At 62.1% G+C, this 17786-nt stretch carries 13 protein-coding genes and 1 pseudogene; 1 reads left to right on the top strand and 13 read right to left on the bottom strand.

All coding sequences use genetic code 11. From position 1 onward, the window contains the following. Positions 1-57: 57 nt before the first annotated feature. Positions 58-837, top strand: a complete 780-nt coding sequence (locus G7025_RS20350) for a hypothetical protein (protein WP_181080894.1) — start codon at positions 58-60, stop codon at positions 835-837. Here the strand turns inward: G7025_RS20350 and G7025_RS20345 are convergent. The 13 genes and pseudogenes from G7025_RS20345 to G7025_RS20285 all read right to left on the bottom strand — a co-directional run bounded on the left by G7025_RS20345 (position 834) and on the right by G7025_RS20285 (position 17689). Next, on the bottom strand, positions 834-1430 hold the full coding sequence (locus G7025_RS20345; RefSeq protein ID WP_003171467.1) for a MarC family protein: 597 nt from the start codon (positions 1428-1430) through the stop codon (positions 834-836). The genes G7025_RS20350 and G7025_RS20345 overlap by 4 nt on opposite strands. A gap of 100 nt (positions 1431-1530) precedes the next feature. Then, on the bottom strand, positions 1531-4302 hold the full coding sequence (locus G7025_RS20340; protein WP_181080893.1) for a hybrid sensor histidine kinase/response regulator: 2772 nt from the start codon (positions 4300-4302) through the stop codon (positions 1531-1533). A gap of 114 nt (positions 4303-4416) precedes the next feature. Further along, positions 4417-5709: a phosphoribosylamine--glycine ligase gene (gene purD / locus G7025_RS20335; protein ID WP_181080892.1), complete on the bottom strand. Its 1293-nt coding sequence runs from the start codon at positions 5707-5709 to the stop codon at positions 4417-4419. A 177-nt stretch (positions 5710-5886) separates the two neighbouring features. Beyond that, positions 5887-7494: a bifunctional phosphoribosylaminoimidazolecarboxamide formyltransferase/IMP cyclohydrolase gene (gene purH / locus G7025_RS20330; protein WP_181080891.1), complete on the bottom strand. Its 1608-nt coding sequence runs from the start codon at positions 7492-7494 to the stop codon at positions 5887-5889. Positions 7495-7575: 81 nt separating this feature from the next. Next, positions 7576-7896 carry a DNA-binding transcriptional regulator Fis gene (gene fis / locus G7025_RS20325; RefSeq protein WP_003221275.1) on the bottom strand — a complete coding sequence of 107 codons (321 nt, stop codon included), beginning with the start codon at positions 7894-7896 and terminating at the stop codon, positions 7576-7578. Beyond that, on the bottom strand, positions 7893-8906 hold the full coding sequence (gene dusB / locus G7025_RS20320) for a tRNA dihydrouridine synthase DusB (protein WP_181080890.1): 1014 nt from the start codon (positions 8904-8906) through the stop codon (positions 7893-7895). The genes fis and dusB overlap by 4 nt, the downstream gene beginning before the upstream one ends. Positions 8907-9091: 185 nt before the next feature. Next, the gene (locus G7025_RS20315) at positions 9092-10333 is read right to left on the bottom strand and encodes a DUF3426 domain-containing protein (RefSeq protein WP_181080889.1); all 1242 of its coding nucleotides are present in this window, start codon (positions 10331-10333) and stop codon (positions 9092-9094) included. A gap of 30 nt (positions 10334-10363) precedes the next feature. Beyond that, positions 10364-11242, bottom strand: coding sequence for a 50S ribosomal protein L11 methyltransferase (gene prmA / locus G7025_RS20310; RefSeq protein ID WP_181080888.1), 879 nt, complete (start codon positions 11240-11242; stop codon positions 10364-10366). A gap of 209 nt (positions 11243-11451) precedes the next feature. After that, on the bottom strand, positions 11452-12813 hold the full coding sequence (gene accC, locus G7025_RS20305) for an acetyl-CoA carboxylase biotin carboxylase subunit (RefSeq protein ID WP_181080887.1): 1362 nt from the start codon (positions 12811-12813) through the stop codon (positions 11452-11454). Between the two features lie 17 nt (positions 12814-12830). After that, positions 12831-13295: an acetyl-CoA carboxylase biotin carboxyl carrier protein gene (accB, locus tag G7025_RS20300; RefSeq protein WP_181080886.1), complete on the bottom strand. Its 465-nt coding sequence runs from the start codon at positions 13293-13295 to the stop codon at positions 12831-12833. A 24-nt stretch (positions 13296-13319) separates the two neighbouring features. Next, entirely contained in the window at positions 13320-13775 is a 456-nt protein-coding gene (gene aroQ / locus G7025_RS20295) for a type II 3-dehydroquinate dehydratase (protein WP_034095685.1), read from the bottom strand. Positions 13776-14003: 228 nt separating this feature from the next. After that, positions 14004-14519, bottom strand: a pseudogene (locus G7025_RS27175) (methyl-accepting chemotaxis protein); the annotation flags it as partial. 1499 nt (positions 14520-16018) lie between these two features. Next, positions 16019-17689, bottom strand: coding sequence for a response regulator (locus G7025_RS20285; protein WP_181080884.1), 1671 nt, complete (start codon positions 17687-17689; stop codon positions 16019-16021). Positions 17690-17786 lie beyond the last annotated feature (97 nt).

The following is a 17786-nucleotide window of genomic DNA, read 5'->3' as shown; positions in this document are numbered from 1 at the left end:
CGAGCCCTGGACTAGGGTGAAAGCAAGCCCCATGTGGGGTGCTTGTGGAGAACTGAAATGGAGCGACATCACAGAAGGATCAATACGGCAAAGCGGCGCAAGTTGATTGCCGCCTACAAACTGCCCGGCGCACCGGGAGCGCCTGTCACGCAGGTGTTGGACACCGACGAAGACAGCAATGCGGCGGTGGTCAACAACGGCGTGATTTCGTTTGCCGAGGGCCTGTCGGGGCTTAACCGCGAGTACATTCGCAAAAGCTACCTGCTGGCCAGCAGTTACGTCAGCGATGTGTTGAATATCCAGCGCGGCAGCGAAGCCTGGTATGACGAATTTATCAAGGTGATGATCAGCCTGGGCTGGCTGCCGGTGCGCAGCCGATTTGAGCGCGTCTCGAGTTCCGGCAGGGGCCTGACGGTGCAACTGGCGGCACTGAATCTCATCGCCACGTTGCTGGCGTCGACATCGCTGTCCGGGCCGCTGCTGGCCGCGCTGCCGAAGCTGGCCGCTGATGCACTGGAGGCCTTGAAGCAGCAACCGGCGTCTTTCGAGCTGTTCAAACGCAACAGCATGGTGCATCAGGGCGGTGATTTTGGCCTGGCGTCCTGTGCCGAGTCGGACGGTGAATTGACCATGGTGCTGGTGACCTACAGCACCCAGGGCGCGAGCAAACAGGTGGGGCTGCCGTTCCTGGAATGGGACAGCTCGTCGTTCGAGGCCTTCAGCGGGCAGACCTGCCTGGTGTTGAATACCTCGGTGGTCAACGAAAAAACCATCCGGTTGATGCGCGAGAGCGCCGGCGACAAGGTGCACTTGGCGATTGCCAAGTACCGGATCTAAGGCACCAGATAACCGCGCACGCCGGTGAAGATGATTTGCGCGGCGAGGGCGCACACAAACAGGCCCATGAGGCGGCTGACAATCTGCAGGCCTTGGTCACCGAGAATGCGTTCGATACGGTTGGACAGATACAGCACCACACCCACCGTGAGGCTGGCCAGGGCGATGCTGAGGATGGCAGTGAGTTTGTCATCCCAGTGCGGCTGGCTGACGCCCATCACCAGCAACGCACCGATGGTGCCGGGGCCGACGGTGAGCGGGATGGTCAGCGGCACAATGGTGACGTCCTGCTGCACGTTGTCGGTCTGCACCGCCGACTTGCCCTGGGCCATGCCCAGGGCGGAGATGAACAACACGCTGCCGGCGCCGATGCGAAACGCGTCCACGGTAATACCGAACACACTGAAAATCACCCGGCCGAACAAGTAGAGCAATACGCTGGAAACCAGGGTCGCCAACGCCACTTTCCAGGCCAGGCGCCGCCGTTCTTTGCTGGAATAACCACGGGTCAGGCTGATAAAGCAGGACAACACGAAGAACGGGCTGTAGAGCACCAGCATCTTCAGGTAAACGCTGAATAACACGTGGAGCATGGGGGTGGCTCGCGACAGTAAAAGTGGGGAGAGTCTAACAGGCGACACAGAGCAATGTGGGAGGGGCAAGCCCCCTCCCGCATTGCAATTGCATTTCAAGTCAGGACGGGGCGTGTTCGGGCCGCTGTTGGCGCTGCGCCACCCAGAACTCCACCAACTCGCGCAACTGCGACAACTCCACCGGCTTGGCCATGTGCCCGTCCATACCGGCCTGGCGTGCACGCTCTTTGTGCTCCGAGAGGATATGCGCAGTGAGCGCCACCACCGGCGTGCGGATGCGTTGGTGGCTGACTTCCCACGCACGCAGTTGCTGGGTGGCTGAGAAGCCATCAAGGATCGGCATTTCGCAGTCCATCAACACCAGGTCATAGCGCTGGGCTTTCATCGCCTCCAGCGCTTCCTCGCCGTTGCTGGCGGTGTCCGGGTTGAGGTTGAGTTTGCCGAGCATGCCGCGAATTACCTTGGTGGAGATGCTGTTGTCTTCCGCCACCAGGATGCGGAAGTCGCTGGGCACCGTGACTGCTTCCGGCGCGTTGGGGGCGGGGCGCGGCGCAATGTTGCCTTTGCTGCGCTGGGTCAGTTCGTCGGCCAGGGTCGTCTTTAAGGTATAGCCGGCCACCGGTTTGGCCAGGATGCGCTTGATCCCGCAGTTACGCGCGATGATCTTGCTGGGCGCATTGCTGATGCCGGTGAGCATGATCAACAGAATGTCGTGGTTCAGGCTCGGGTCTTCCTTGATCTTGGCCGCCAACTGCATGCCGGTCATGCCGGGCATGTTCTGGTCCAGCAGTACCACATCGAAGTAATCACGCAGGTGCGCCTTGGTGCGCAGCAGCGCCAGCGCTTCCTTGCCCGAGGGCACGGCGCTGACGTTGAGGCCCCAGGCCGAGCATTGTTGCACCAGCACTTTGCGGCAGGTGTCGTTGTCGTCCACCACCAGCACGCGGGCGCCTTTGAGCGGGCCGTCGAGGTCGGAAGTCGGGTGCTCCAGGCGCTCGGGGTCCAGGGGCAGGGTCAACCATAAGGTGCTGCCCTGATGGCTGCCGCTCTTGATGCCGAATTCGCCGTTCATCAACAGGATCAGCTGGCGAGCGATCACCAGCCCCAGGTGGCCGCTCAGGCGCGTGGCCGAGAGGAAGTTCTTGCTGTGCAGTTCGCTGTGCAGCAGGGCGTCGCGCTCGGCGGCATCCATCGGTACGCCGCTGTCCTGCACGGCGATGCGCAGGCGCGGCTTGGTGCTGCGGTCGTCCAGGGCCACCACGATCAGCACTTCGCCTTCATCGGTTTTATGCAGGGCGTTTTCCAGCAGGCTCAACATGGCCTGGCGCAGGCGCGTCGGATCGCCGCTGATGACGCGGGGTACCTGGGGCTGGATAAAGCTGATCAGCTCGACGTTCTGCTGCTCGGCCTTGGCGCGGAAGATGCTCAGGCAATCGTCGATCAGCGCGTTGAGGTCGAACTGCACGTCGTCCAGCTCAATCTGGCCGGACTCGAGCTTGGAAATGTCGAGAATCTCGTTAATCAGCGTCAGCAGTTCGTTGCCCGCACTGTGGATGGTTTGTACGTAGTCGCGCTGTTTCACCGACAGCGGCGTGCCGAGCAGCAGTTCGGTCATGCCCAGTACGCCGTTCATCGGTGTGCGGATTTCGTGGCTGATCTTCGCCAGGAACTCGGCCTTGGCGGCGATTTCGGCATTGCTGGCGGCCAGGTCGCGGCTGAGGCTGAAACGTGCCTCGACAATGGCGCGCTGACGTTCGCCCAGTGCCAGGCTCATCAGCAGGCCGCTGATGCAGATAAAGGCGAGCAGCGTCACGATCAGGCCCTGGGGCGATACCATCGTCAGGCCCAGCAGTGCCGGCAGGATGATCAGGGTGCCGATATTGAAAACCACCATGCCGGCCACGAACAGGCGCGCCGGACGGTAGCCTTGCTGCCAATGGTAGGCCGAGACGAACAACATGCTCAGGCCCGCCAGGGCCACCAGAACGTAAGTGATGATATTCAGCGGCAAGGTGTTGACGAACAACAGCAGCAGGCCGCACAGCACGATCAGCAGGATGTCGGCCATCAACAGCCGGTTCAGCATGTGAGGGCCCAGCGGCATGAAGAATCGATAGGCAAACATCAGGCCGCACGGCGCCGTCAGCAGCAGGGCCAGGTAGGCGCCAGGGGTTTGGATCGCATGCCAATTGGGCAGCCACGGGCCGACCAGGTTGAGCAGCAGCGCCAGGCTGAGCATCAGTAACGTTTCGCAGGCCGCCAGCCACAGGCTGCTGCGCGAGCGGTGGTAGGCGAAGCGCGTGAGGTTGTGCAGGATCAGCATCAGCAGGCAGCCGAACAGCAGGCCGTAGATCAGCGTCTGGGTCTGGTCGGCGGCCGCCAGTACGGCCGGTTCCAGGGTGATGTAAGGGCGCAGCTCATGTTCCGAGACCAGGCGCAGGTAGACCTCGAGCGGTCTCTGGCTCTGCGGCAGCGGCAGCATGAAGTCACTGCTGGGCAGCGGGCGCTGCGCCTGGGGCTGGCGGGTGCCGGTGTTCTGTTGTTCCACCAGGGTGTCGCCGTCGAGCACGTAGAGGCTCAGTTGCGACAGGTCCGGGGCGAATACCCGCAGCACCTGCTCGTGCTTGCCGGGCTGCAGCTTGAAACGCACCCACAACGCACCGTCCGGTTCCGCAGCGGTAATGCGGTCCAGTTCGATGGGGCTGAATTGATTGGTGTAGCGAGAGGAGCGGATGTCGCTCAACTGCAGATCGGCCTGTTCATCAAGCAATACTGCCCAGCCACTGCCTTGCGCGGCGGCCTGGGCCGGGAGCAGGCAGAGCAGCGTCAGCAGACTGACAGTGAAACCTATGGCGATCCTGAGCCAGCGCACGGCGAAATCCCTTCGTAGGTTGATGCACGGGTTAACTATGCGCGGCAGGCCTGTATACGGCAAGGGCCTTGGGCCCTTGCCTAACCGAACGGATAGCTACTGGGTAGTCGCTGTTCAGCTGTTCTGGCCACGTTCGCGGGCAATGGCGCGGTAGCCGATGTCCTTGCGGTAGAAACAGCCGTTCCAGTTGATCCTGGCGGCCAGTTTATACGCCTGCTGTTGGGCGGCATCGACACTGGCGCCCATGGCGGTGGCACACAACACACGGCCGCCGGCAGTGACGACCTGGCCATCCTTGAGCGCCGTGCCTGCGTGGAACACCTTGCCTTCCAGCGTAGCCGCCGCGTCCAGGCCTTCGATCACGTCGCCCTTAGCGTAGTCGGCAGGGTAGCCGCCGGCCGCCAGCACAATGCCGACACTCGGACGTGGGTCCCACTGAGCTTCAACCTTGTCCAGGGCCTGGGCCAGGGCGGCCTCCACCAGCAGTACCAGGCTCGATTGCAGGCGCAGCATCACCGGTTGGGTTTCCGGGTCGCCGAAGCGGCAGTTGAACTCGATGACTTTGGGGTTACCGGCTTTGTCGATCATCAGGCCGGCGTAGAGAAAACCGGTGTACACGTTGCCTTCGTCGGCCATGCCGCGCACGGTCGGCCAGATCACCAGGTCCATGACGCGCTGGTGCACGTCGGCGGTGACCACCGGTGCCGGGGAGTAGGCGCCCATGCCGCCGGTATTCGGGCCGGTATCGCCGTCGCCGACGCGCTTGTGGTCCTGGCTGGTGGCCATTGGCAGCACGTTCTTGCCGTCGACCATCACGATGAAGCTGGCTTCTTCGCCGTCGAGGAATTCTTCGATGACGACACGCGAACCCGCCTCCCCGAAGGCGTTGCCGGCAAGCATGTCGCGCACGGCGTCTTCGGCTTCCTGCAGGGTCATCGCGACGATCACGCCTTTGCCGGCGGCCAGGCCATCAGCCTTGATCACGATCGGCGCACCTTTTTCACGCAGGTAAGCCAGGGCCGGCTCGATCTCGGTGAAGTTCTGGTAATCAGCGGTCGGGATCTTGTGGCGGGCCAGGAAATCCTTGGTAAAGGCTTTCGAACCTTCCAATTGCGCAGCACCGGCGGTGGGGCCGAAGCAATCCAGGCCACGGCTGCGGAACAGGTCCACCACACCGGCTACCAGCGGTACTTCCGGGCCGACGATGGTCAGGGACACGTTTTTTTCGGCGAAGTCGGCCAGTTGCTCAAGGGCCAGTACGTCGATCGCGACGTTTTCACACTTGGCTTCGATAGCGGTGCCGGCGTTGCCGGGGGCGACGAAAACTGTCTGGACGCGAGGGTCCTGGGCAACTTTCCAGGCCAGGGCGTGTTCACGGCCGCCGCTGCCGATGATCAAAACATTCAAGTCAGACTCCTTCAAAGGAAGTTAAAAGCTGCAAGCGGCAAGTTAAAAGCAATCTGCATTGCCTCACCCTACGTTGCGCAGCCTCTAATGAATAAGGCTGCAAGCGAAAGTAAAAGCGATCCCGGTCTACTCTTACTTGCCGCCTGCAGCTATAAGCTCGCTACTTCACGCAGTGGATCAGTGGCGGAAGTGGCGCATGCCGGTGAAGACCATGGCAATGCCAGCTTCGTCGGCCGCGGCAATCACTTCGGCGTCGCGCATCGAGCCGCCCGGCTGGATCACGGCGGTGACGCCGGCCTTGGCGGCGTTGTCCAGCCCGTCGCGGAACGGGAAGAACGCATCGGAAGCCATCACCGAACCCGCTACCTGCAAACCGGCGTGTTCAGCCTTGATCGCGGCGATACGCGCCGAGTTCACACGGCTCATCTGGCCGGCGCCGACACCGATGGTCTGGCGGTTCTTGGCGTAGACGATGGCGTTGGATTTAACGTACTTGGCCACTTTCCAGGCGAAGATCAGGTCGTGGATCTCCTGTTCGGTCGGTGCCCGCCGGGTTACCACTTTCAGGTCGTCGGCGCCGATCATGCCGATGTCGCGGCTCTGGACCAGCAGGCCGCCATTGACACGCTTGTAGTCCCAGGCCGCTGCGCGGTCAGCCGACCACTCGCCGCAGGCCAGCAGGCGCACATTGGCTTTCGCTGCAACGATGGCGCGAGCTTCTTCGCTGACGCTTGGGGCGATGATCACTTCAACGAACTGACGGTCGACGATAGCCTTGGCGGTCTCAGCGTCCAGTTCACGGTTGAAGGCGATGATGCCGCCGAAGGCCGACTCTGTGTCGGTGGCATAGGCCAGTTCGTAGGCCTGGCGAATGCCGCCTTCGGCATCCGGGCTGACGGCCACGCCGCACGGGTTGGCGTGTTTGACGATGACGCAGGCCGGCTTGACGAAGCTCTTGACGCATTCGAGCGCAGCGTCGGTGTCGGCCACGTTATTGTAGGACAGCTCCTTGCCTTGCAGCTGGGTCGCGGTGGCGATGCCCACTTCGGCCGGCTTGGCTTCCACGTAGAACGCCGCGCTCTGGTGCGGGTTCTCGCCGTAGCGCATTTCCTGGGCCTTGATGAACTGGCTGTTGAAGGTGCGCGGGAACTGGCTGCGGCCTTCCGTGCTGAGGGTTTCGGCGGCCTGGTTCACGGTGCCCATGTAGTTGGCGATCATGCCGTCGTAGGCGGCGGTGTGTTCGAACGCCTTGAGCATCAGGTCGAAACGCTGGGCGTAGGTCAGGCCCCCGGCTTTCAGGCTTTCGAGTACCTGGGCGTAGTCACTGGCATTGACCACGATGGCCACGTCTTTGTGGTTCTTGGCCGCCGAGCGGACCATGGTCGGGCCGCCGATATCGATGTTTTCGATGGCGGTCGGCAAGTCGCAGCCTGGTTTGTTGATGGTGGCTTCGAACGGGTAGAGGTTAACGGCCACCAGGTCGATCGGCTTGATACCGTGCTCGCTCATGATGGCGTCGTCGATGCCGCGACGGCCGAGGATGCCACCGTGGATTTTCGGGTGCAGGGTCTTGACCCGGCCATCCATCATTTCTGCGAATCCGGTGTAGTCCGCCACTTCCACTGCGGCCACGCCGTTGTCCTGCAGCAGTTTGAAGGTCCCGCCCGTGGAGAGGATTTCCACACCCAGGGCTTCCAGCTCCCGGGCAAATTCAAGGATCCCGGTCTTGTCGGAGACACTGATCAAGGCGCGGCGGATCGGCAGGCGGGTGGTCTGGTCGGTCATTTCAATTTCCATCAAAAGCAAGGGAGTCAGCAAAAAAGGCGACCGTTTTTACGCGGGCGCCTTTCTGGTTGGATTGAATGCTTACAGCAAATCGTACTGCTTGAGCTTTTTGCGCAGGGTCCCACGATTGAGGCCCAGCAGCTCGCTGGCTTTGGTCTGGTTACCCTTGACGTAGTTCATCACGCTTTCGAGCAAGGGCGCCTCGACTTCGGAGAGCACCAGGTTGTAGACGTCCGTGACGGAAGCGCCTTCCAGGTGGGCGAAATAATTGTGCAGCGCCTTCTCGACACTCCCGCGAAGGGTCTGGCCTTCTTCGCTCGGCGTGTTGAGGTGCTGTTTCAAATTGACGTTGTCGCTCACGGGTGCTGTTCCACTCACTAAAGTCTCGGTCATCATCGTCATGCGGCCACCCCCTCTCCGTCCCCTGTCACCAGGCTCTTGTAACGTCCGGCGAAGAACTCACGAACGTTGGCGCACTGTGCTTCCGTATCATCCAAACGATTGAAGTGGGCGCGAAACTCCTTGGCGCCCGGCAAGGTTGCGAGATACCAGCCGACATGCTTGCGAGCAATGCGTACTCCCATCACGTCTCCATAGAAGGCGTGCAGGGCGGCCAGATGCTCTAGCAGAATGCGTTCCACCTCGATCAGCTCCGGTGCCGGCAAGGTTTCGCCGGTACGCAGGAAGTGCTCGATCTCACGAAAAATCCAAGGCCGCCCCTGGGCGGCACGGCCAATCAACAGGCCATCGGCACCGGTCGCGTGAAGTACGCGCCGGGCTTTCTCGGCGGAGTCGATGTCGCCATTGGCAAACACCGGCATCGACACCGCCTGCTTGATCGCGGCGATGGTGTCGTACTCGGCTTCACCGGTGTAAAGGTCGGCGCGGGTGCGGCCATGCACCGCCAGCGCTGTAATGCCTGCCTGTTCGGCGATCTTCGCCACCGTCAGGCCGTTCTTGTTGTCCCGGTCCCAGCCGGTGCGAATCTTCAGGGTCACCGGCACATCGACTGCGGCGACAACGGCCTGCAGGATCTCGGCAACCAACTGCTCATCCTTCAACAACGCGGAACCGGCGGCCTTGTTGCAGACCTTCTTGGCCGGGCAGCCCATGTTGATATCGATGATCTGCGCACCCAGCTCCACATTGGCTCGGGCCGCATCCGCCAGCATCTGCGCATCACCCCCGGCGATCTGCACCGAGCGCGGCTCGGAATCACCTTCGTGGATCATGCGCATCCGCGACTTGCGGGTGTTCCACAGACTCATGTCGCTGGTGACCATTTCCGACACGACCAGCCCGGCGCCCAATCGTTTGCACAGCTGACGAAAGGGCTGGTCGGTGACGCCCGCCATGGGGGCGAGAATCAAGCCGTTCTGCAATGTATATGGGCCGATGCGTACCGCCGACATAGGACTTCCCTGTTGTGGGGCCGGATCATTAGAGTTCGAAAAAGGGTTGGCATGATACCCGCTCTCGATGACTGGATAAAGGCTGAATTGGATAAAATCTGAACAGTTATTTCTTTATCGCCGCCGGTTTGGTTGGCCGGCGCGGAGTCAATATTCCACCGTCAGGTTTCGGTGGCCGAGCCGATTTACTCGGGCGAGTGGAAGCTCAGGCTGTAATTCACGGCTTTATTGCCCGGATCAAGGATATCGAGGGAGATATGGATCGGGGTCTGTGATGGCATTTCGCTGACGCCGGCCAGTTCACCACTGAGGTATTCGGCGGGCTTGAACCGACGACTGGCGATCAGGCCACCGTTGAGGTCGGCGAAACGCAGCTCCAGCAGCGGGAAGGGCTGGGAGAAGGTCGCGCGGTTATAGATGATCGCGTCCACCACCAACGCCCCGGCGAATTCCGGGTGGCTGCGCACCACCAGATTGCTGCTCTTGATATGGGCGATATCGACCCGCGACGGCACCGTGCAGCCCAATGTGGGGCACAGTTGCTGGAACCACGGGCGATAAGCGTCCTGGCGGGCCAGGTCGTCGAATTGATAAGCGATGTACTGGCCGACCAGGCCGGCGGCGGCGATCAGTACCAGCAGTATCCAGACCAGGCGGCGGCCCAGGCTTGACGGGCGTTTTTGTGCGTAGAGGTGCAGCGGGTCGTCTTCCAGGTCCTGGAGCACGTCGTCGTGGGCACCGGTCGACGCGCGGGTGCGCCTGCGGCGCGGTTGAGGGCGCTCTTCGGGTTCCGGCTCGGAGGCTTCGTGGAGGACGGGAGTCAAGGGTGGGTCGAGCTCGTCATCGTCGCGGGGCGTGCCCAGCGGCGGCCCATCTTCGATGTCGTCGGCGTGAGGTGACATCGACGGTTCGGTGCGTGCTCGGGTGGCAGCCGTTTTTTTCGCTTCGTATTCGTCTTCGTCGGGTTGGCTGCGCGCTTCAGAAGGTTCGCTGAACAGGCTGGCGGCCCACTTTTCCTCATCGGCCTTGAGGCTATCGCGGCTGGCGCTGAGCGGTTCTTCCTTGTGCCGACGGTCGCCCGGCTGGCGGCGGTCTGCGCTCACCGGCAGGGCGGGCTGCGGGGCGCGCCGCTCCAGCTTGGCCAGTTCTTCGTCCAGGTCCAGATTGTCCAGGTCCAGCTCTTCGGCGTTCCACTGCTTCTGGCTGATCGCGCGCGGCGCCTCGGGGGCGGCTTGCGCGACCGTCGGTACTTCGGATGTCGGCGCAGGGGCGTGGGTGGCGCGCTGCTCCAGCAATTGGCGGGCAGCGTTGAACACTTGCAGGCACGAGCCGCAGCGAACCACGCCGCGGGCCACGCTCAATTGAGCATGGTTGACGCGAAAGCGGGTCTGGCAATGCGGGCACTGGGTGACGAAACTGTCGGTCATGCGGCCATCCGATTCAGGCAAGCGCTCATTCTAGCGCCGACGACCGCTGATGCGTACCCAGCCGTCGCGTTCAGCGATCGGGTCCAGGTCAAAGTCCTGGGCGTAAGCGGCGGCGACTTCCTCACCCTGTTCGGCCAGGATGCCCGACAGCGCCAGGCGGCCGCCCGACCTGACCAGGCTCGACAGCTGCGGCGCCAGGGACACCAGCGGCCCGGCGAGGATATTGGCCACCAGCACATCGGCCTGCACCTGGGGCAAATCCTGCGGTAGGTAAAGCGGGAATTTGCCTTCAGGAATGTTGTTGCGCCCGGCGTTATCGCGCGACGCTTCCAGCGCCTGCACGTCGATATCGGTGCCGACGGCTTGCTTGGCGCCCAGCAGCAGGGCGGCAATGGCCAGGATGCCCGAGCCGCAGCCGAAGTCCAGCACGTTGCTGTCGCGCAGCTCCTGGCCGTCGAGCCACTCCAGGCACAGGGCAGTGGTGGGGTGGGTGCCGGTGCCGAAGGCCAGGCCCGGGTCGAGCAGCAGGTTCACCGCGTCCGGCTCCGGGGCCGCGTGCCAGCTCGGCACGATCCACAGGCGCTGGCCGAAACGCATGGGCTGGAAGTTGTCCATCCAGCTGCGTTCCCAGTCCTGGTCTTCGATCACTTCGCTGTGATGCTCCGGCAGCGGGCTGCCGGTGAGCAGTTCCAGATGGGCCAGTACGCTGGCGGCTTCGGTGCCGCCTTCAAACAGCGCCAGCAAATGGGTGTGGGACCACAGCGGGGTGGTGTTCAGCTCGGGCTCGAAGATCGGCTGGTCTTCGGCGTCCATGAAGGTCACCGACACGGCGCCCACTTCGAGGAATGCGTCTTCGTAGGTTTCGGCTTGTTCTGGGCTGATGGCGAGACGGACTTGCAGCCAAGGCATGGCGGGCACCTTTGAAAATAATGAGTGTGCGACGGCGGGGTCGCGAAAGCGCGCAAGTTTACGCGAGCGGCGGGCAGAAGACGACACTGCTGACTGCACGCCGGTCAAATGTGGGGCTGCCCCTGCCACCTTTGGAGTGTGTACTTTTTCAAAATAGAGGGCCCACAAACAACAAAACCGCCCGAAGGCGGTTTTGTTGGGTGGAGCACTTACTGGTTGGCCAGCTTGTGTTCCAGGTAGTGAATGTTCACACCACCTTCGCAGAAGCCTTCATCGCGGACCAGGTCCCGGTGCAGCGGGATGTTGGTCTTGATCCCGTCGACCACGATTTCGTCCAGAGCGTTGCGCATGCGGGCCATGGCCTCATCGCGGGTGGCGCCCCAGGTGATCAGCTTGCCGATCAGCGAGTCGTAGTTGGACGGAACCTTGTAGCCGCTGTACAGGTGCGAATCGACGCGAACGCCGTTGCCGCCCGGTGCATGGAAATGCTTGACCAGGCCTGGACTCGGAATAAAGGTTTTCGGGTCTTCGGCGTTGATTCGGCACTCCAGGGAGTGGCCGTGCAACTTCACGTCGTCCTGGGTGTAGGACAGTGGGTTGCCGGCGGCGATGCTGAGCATCTCCTTGACGATGTCGATACCGGTAACCATTTCCGACACCGGGTGCTCTACCTGAACGCGCGTGTTCATCTCGATGAAGTAGAAACGACCTGCTTCATAGAGGAACTCGAACGTACCGGCGCCACGGTAGTTGATGTCGATGCACGCTTTGACGCAGCGTGCCAGCACTTCCTGGCGTGCTTTCTCGTCCAGGCCCGGTGCCGGGGCTTCTTCCAATACCTTCTGGTGACGGCGTTGCAGCGAGCAATCGCGGTCGCCCAGGTGGATGGCGTGGCCCTGGCCGTCGGACAATACCTGCACTTCCACGTGACGTGGATTGGTCAGGTACTTCTCCAGGTAGACCATCGGGTTGCCGAACCAGGCAGCCGCTTCGGAGCGAGTCTGCTTGGCCGCTTCGATCAGGTCTTCTTCCTTGTGCACCACGCGCATGCCGCGACCACCACCGCCACCGGCGGCCTTGATGATCACCGGGTAGCCGACTTCGCGACCAATGCGCAGTGCGGTTTCCTCGTCCTCAGGCAATGGGCCATCGGAACCTGGAACGGTTGGCACGCCGGCGGCGATCATGGCGTCCTTGGCCGATACCTTGTCGCCCATCAGGCGAATGGTTTCGGCTTTCGGGCCGATGAAGGCAAACCCGGACTTTTCCACCTGTTCGGCGAAATCGGCGTTTTCCGCGAGGAAGCCGTAGCCTGGATGGATGCCGTCAGCGCCGGTCACTTCCGCGGCAGCGATGATGTTCGAGACTTTCAGGTACGAGTTCGTGGCCAGTGGTGGGCCGATGCAGATGCTCTCGTCCGCCAGTTTCACGTGCATCAGTTCGGTATCGGCCGTCGAGTAAACAGCGACGGTCTTGATGCCCTCTTCCTTACAGGCGCGCAGGATACGCAGCGCGATCTCGCCGCGGTTGGCGATCAGGACTTTTTGCAGTTTCTTCGCAGGTTTCAACATCGAAGGTGCTCCGCGGTTCAAACGATGGTGAACAGCGGCTGGTCGTACTCAACCGGCTGACCGTTTTCTACCAGGATGGATTCGATCACGCCGGCTTTTTCAGCGGTGATGTGGTTCATCATTTTCATCGCTTCGACGATGCAGATGGTGTCGCCCACTTTCACGGTCTTGCCCACTTCAACGAAGGCTGGCGAGGTCGGTGCCGGGGTGCGGTAGAAAGTACCGACCATTGGCGACTTGACCACGAAACCGTTCAGCACAGGAGCTGCCGGTGCGGCAGGAGCAGCCGGTGCAGCCGGTGCAGCGGCTGGTGCAGCAGCGGCCGGAGCCGGCGCTTGCATCTGCGGGGCATAGAATTGTTGAGCCGGGGTCTTGCTGTGGCGGCTGATCCGTACGGACTCTTCGCCTTCCTTGATTTCCAGCTCGTCGATACCGGATTCTTCCAGCAGTTCGATCAACTTCTTAACTTTACGGATATCCATGAATCATCAACTCCCAAGGGTCGGTCAGGGGCGCTTGGCCGGTTGTTCAAGCTGTTCCAGGGCGGCCTCCAGGGCCAGTCGGTAACCGCTGGCGCCAAGGCCGCAGATCACTCCTACCGCTACGTCGGAGAAGTAAGAGTGATGGCGGAAAGGTTCGCGTTTGTGCACGTTCGACAGATGCACTTCGATGAATGGGATGCTCACCGCCAGCAGCGCGTCACGTAATGCAACGCTTGTGTGCGTAAAAGCGGCGGGATTGATCAGGATAAAGTCCACGCCTTCGCCGCGCGCGGCATGGATTCGATCAATCAATTCGTACTCGGCATTGCTTTGCAGGTATTGCAGATGGTGGCCGGCATCACGGGCTCTCTGTTCCAGATCGAGGTTGATCTGATCGAGGGTCACTGCCCCGTAGACGCCCGGTTCACGGGTGCCAAGCAGGTTCAGGTTGGGTCCGTGAAGAACCAGTAAGGTCGCCATCGGCTGTTCCTTGTTATGGAGGTGGGTACGTCAGAACCCGGCGACTATGCCGTAAAGCCTTTGTGACTGTCCAGTTCTACGCAGTAGGCGGCACGATTAGCGAGGATAGCGCGAAATTTGTGACTGGGGGCCAGTATCCGGTCATAGGCGACACGTCCTTGAACCCTATGGAGATCAAGTGTGGGAGGGGGCTTGCCCCCTCCCACATTGATATGACGCTGGATCCGGTTAGACGCGGAATGCCTGTACGGCGGTATTGAGCTGCCCACCCAGCACCAGCAGGTGCTCGCCCTGGCTGCGGCCCTGGCCGATGCGCAGCAGATTATCCTCACCCAACTGATGAATCCTCTCGCTGTTATCGCGGATTTCGCTTACCGCATCACGTTGCTGCGCGGTGACATCGGCGATGCGCACGGCGGTATCGGAAATGGTCTGGATCGCGCCGACGATTTCATCCAGTGCGCCGTCGGCCGCCTGGGCCTGCTGGGCGGTGGCTTCGGCGTGCTCGACCTGGGCGCGCATGCCTTCCACCGATTGGTGAGCGGCGCTTTGCAGACCGGCGATCAGGCCCTGGATTTCGGCGGTGGCGCCGGCGGTGCGCTGGGCCAGGGAGCGCACTTCGTCCGCGACCACCGCAAAACCACGTCCGGCTTCACCGGCGCGGGCGGCTTCGATGGCTGCGTTCAGCGCCAGCAGGTTGGTCTGGTCGGCGATCGAGCGGATCACCGTAAGTACGCCGCCGATAGTGGCGGATTCTTCAGCGAGTTTTTCGATCATCTGCGCGTTTTGCTGCACTTCACCGACGAGGGCATGCAGCCCGGTCAAGCTCAGGCCGATCACCCGCTGGCCTTGTTCCACCGCCTGGCCCGCGCTGCGGCTGGCGCCGGCGGCCTGGCTGGCGTCGCCGGCCACTTGCTGAATGGTCGCTTCCAGTTCACCCAGGGAATCGCGGATCTGCGCGGTGTCGCCGGCCTGGCGCTCGGCGCCGTCATGCAGGCCGCTGCTCAGTTCGGCGAGCGTGCGGCTGCTGCCGGCGACTTCCTCGGCATTCCCGCGAATAGTGCCCACCAGGTCCACCAGATAAGCGCGCAAGCGGTTCAGGGAGGCTTCGATATCGTGCAGTTCGCGGTTGGTCTTGCCCAGGGCAATCGGCTGGCTGAAGTCGCCCTCGGCCCAGGTCGACAGAGCCGGCGCCAGGCTGGTCAATACCCGGGCCAGGCGCCGCTGCAGGGTGTCGATCAGCAGCGCGATCAGCAGGATCAGGCCAATCATCACGCCTTGCATCAGGCGCACTTCGCCCTGGATTTTGCCATGCTGCGCGCGCACCACCGGCTCCAGCCCGGCAATGGCTTGCTGCACGGCGTTGATTTTCAGGTGCGTGGCGGCGGCCAGGTCGGCGCGCTGCTGGATCTGGGTACGGGTGCGCTTGAGTTCGGCGGGATAGCGGGTCAACAGGCTGTTGAGTTCGCGCTTGAGGTCGACGCCGGTGTCCTGAGCTTCGGTTTTTTCGGTGTTTTCCAGGCCCATCAGCGCGGAGAAATCATCGGTGTTGGATTCGGTGCTGGCTTTCACACCCAGTAATGGCAACTGTTCCAGCAGGTCGGCCTGGCCACGGATCTGGCCCAGTTCGCGCTCCACATCCTCGGCCAGCTCGGCGCGTCCGCTGCTGACCAGTTTGTCGCGGGCCAGTGAGAGTTTGCCCAAGTGCTGGGAAGCGGCCAGCAGCGCTGGCAGGTAGCGTGCAGCTTCCGGCGAGTTCACGCCGGTGGCGTACTGGCTCAGCTGTTCCAGGTTCGCACCCAGCTCACGCTCGGCCTGCACCAACAAGGCTTGCGGGTCGCCAGCCAACTTGCCGGCGGCAAGCAGGTCGGTTTTGCTGAAGGCGTCCAGTTCCACCAGGCTGGGGCGCAGGCTCTGCGCCAGTTCGGCCGGCAGTTCGTGCAATTGTTGCAGCAACCCTTCCAGGCTTTGGCTGGCGCCGCTCAAACGCAGCGCATCGCCATTGGCCAGATAGTCCTCGATATTGCGTGCCGCCTGGTTCTGAAAGGTCTGCGACAGGCTCAGGTAGCGTTCCATCAGCAGATAAGGGCGCTCCAGGGCGCGTTGCGACCACCACAGGGTCGCCCCGAGGGCCAGGCACACGGCCACTAACAGGAGGGTGTTGAGATTGGTCAGCAGCTTCAGGCGCATGCGAGGTTTCAGCCGGCAGCAAAAGATAAGTGCCTGAAGTTATTGCGTTTCTATTACAGCGTTATGACGGAGTCGGTGGATTCCGATGAAAAGATGGCACTTTGCTTTGATGTGCGCGCCGCCTGTACGCGGTTGCGTCCGCCGTCCTTGGCGCGGTACAGCGCCTCGTCGGCCTGGGCGGCCATCATCAGGCTGTCGGAACCGTCGCACAGCTCAACCAGGCCGGCGCTGAAGGTGCACCACAAATCCTGAGGCTGAGCCGGGTAGTGGATTTCGGCAAAACGTTCGCGAATTTCATCCAGCACCTTGCAGGCCGATTCCAGGTCGGTATCGGGCATCACGATGGCGAACTCCTCGCCGCCGTAGCGCCCGATAAAGTCGGTCTTGCGCAAACGTTGCTTGAGAAACAGCGCCAGGCTCTTGATTACGCGGTCGCCCATCGGGTGGCCATGGCTGTCATTGACGCGCTTGAAATGGTCGATATCGAGCATCGCAAAGCTCAACGGCTTGTTCTCGCGGCGCGCGCGGAAGCTGCAGTCTTCAAGCAGTTGCAGGATATGGGTGTGGTTGTACAGGCCGGTCAGGCTGTCGCGCACCATTCGCGCCTTGAGGTGCCGGGCGCGGGCTGCGCGATTGCGCACGGTGGTGATCAGGTGGCGCGGCTTGATCGGCTTGGTGAGGAAGTCGTCGCCGCCCTCACTCATGGCGTCCAGTTGTTTGTCCAGGTCATCTTCGGCCGACAAGTAGATGATCGGCACGCTCACATAACGGTCGTTATGGCGGATCACCTTGGCCAGCTCGGTGCCGGTGCAGGCGGGCATGTACATGTCGAGGATGATCAGGTCAGGCTGGAAGTCCGCCAGTTCGGCCATGGCCTGGATCGGCTCGATTAATGTGCGGGTGACGATACCGGCACTGTTGAGCAGGCGCTCGGTGTGCAGGGCCTGGGCCCGCGAGTCGTCGATAATCAGCACTTTATAAGGGTCGTACTGAGCGACGCAGGTCAGCACTTCAATCTTTTCCAGCAGGCTGGAGGCTTCCAGCGTGCCGGTCAGGAACTCCTGGCCGCCGGCGCGTACGGCGGCCAGGCGCGTGGGCGTGTCGGTTTCGTGCAGGCTGAAAAACAGCAGCGGCAGCTTGTGCTCCAGGCCTTCCTGGGCTTCGGCGGCGAGCGTAAGGCCCAGGCCGGCGCCGCAGAAATCCACATCCATCACAATCGCCGACGGCAGGCGCTCGGCCATCGACGCGCGAAACGCCGCCACGCTGTCCAACGACTGGGCGCTCAAGCCAAAGAATTCCAATTGCTTGGCCAGGCGTTCGGCGCGGTCGTGATCGGCCAGCATCACGTAGATTGGCTTGCGCATCGGCGGCAGTAAGGTTTGCTCTAACTGGTCGCCCTGGCGCAGGCCGGTGCGCGACAGGCGCTGCATCAGTCGGTTGAGCTCAGTGATCAACTGACTGCTCAGACGGCCGCGGTTTTCATCCACAGCCCTGAGGGATTCGCCGATACGGTGCGCCAACTGACCGTGCTCGGGCTGTTCGAAACGCTCGGCAAAGCGCAGCAGGCGCAGGTTCGCGTCGTTGAGCTCGGAGAGGTCTGCATTCGACCATTCGCTGCGTTGCAGGCGCTGCCAGATCTCAAGAATTTGACGTGCCTGATGAATTACCCGCTGGGCAAAGTGCTGCTTGAGGCGCTCACGGCTGGGGTCTTCTGGCTCGGTCATATCCTGACTACTGGTGAGGGTGCATGCTGAGGGCGACTGATGGCTCTATGCTAGCACCTCTTGATCAAGCGGATGAGTGTCATACGTCAATTAACTG

Source organism: Pseudomonas lurida (assembly GCF_013522705.1).
Classification (GTDB): domain Bacteria; phylum Pseudomonadota; class Gammaproteobacteria; order Pseudomonadales; family Pseudomonadaceae; genus Aquipseudomonas; species Aquipseudomonas quebecensis.
Note: the sequence above shows the minus strand (reverse complement) of the source record. Positions and strands in the feature narration are given on the sequence as shown.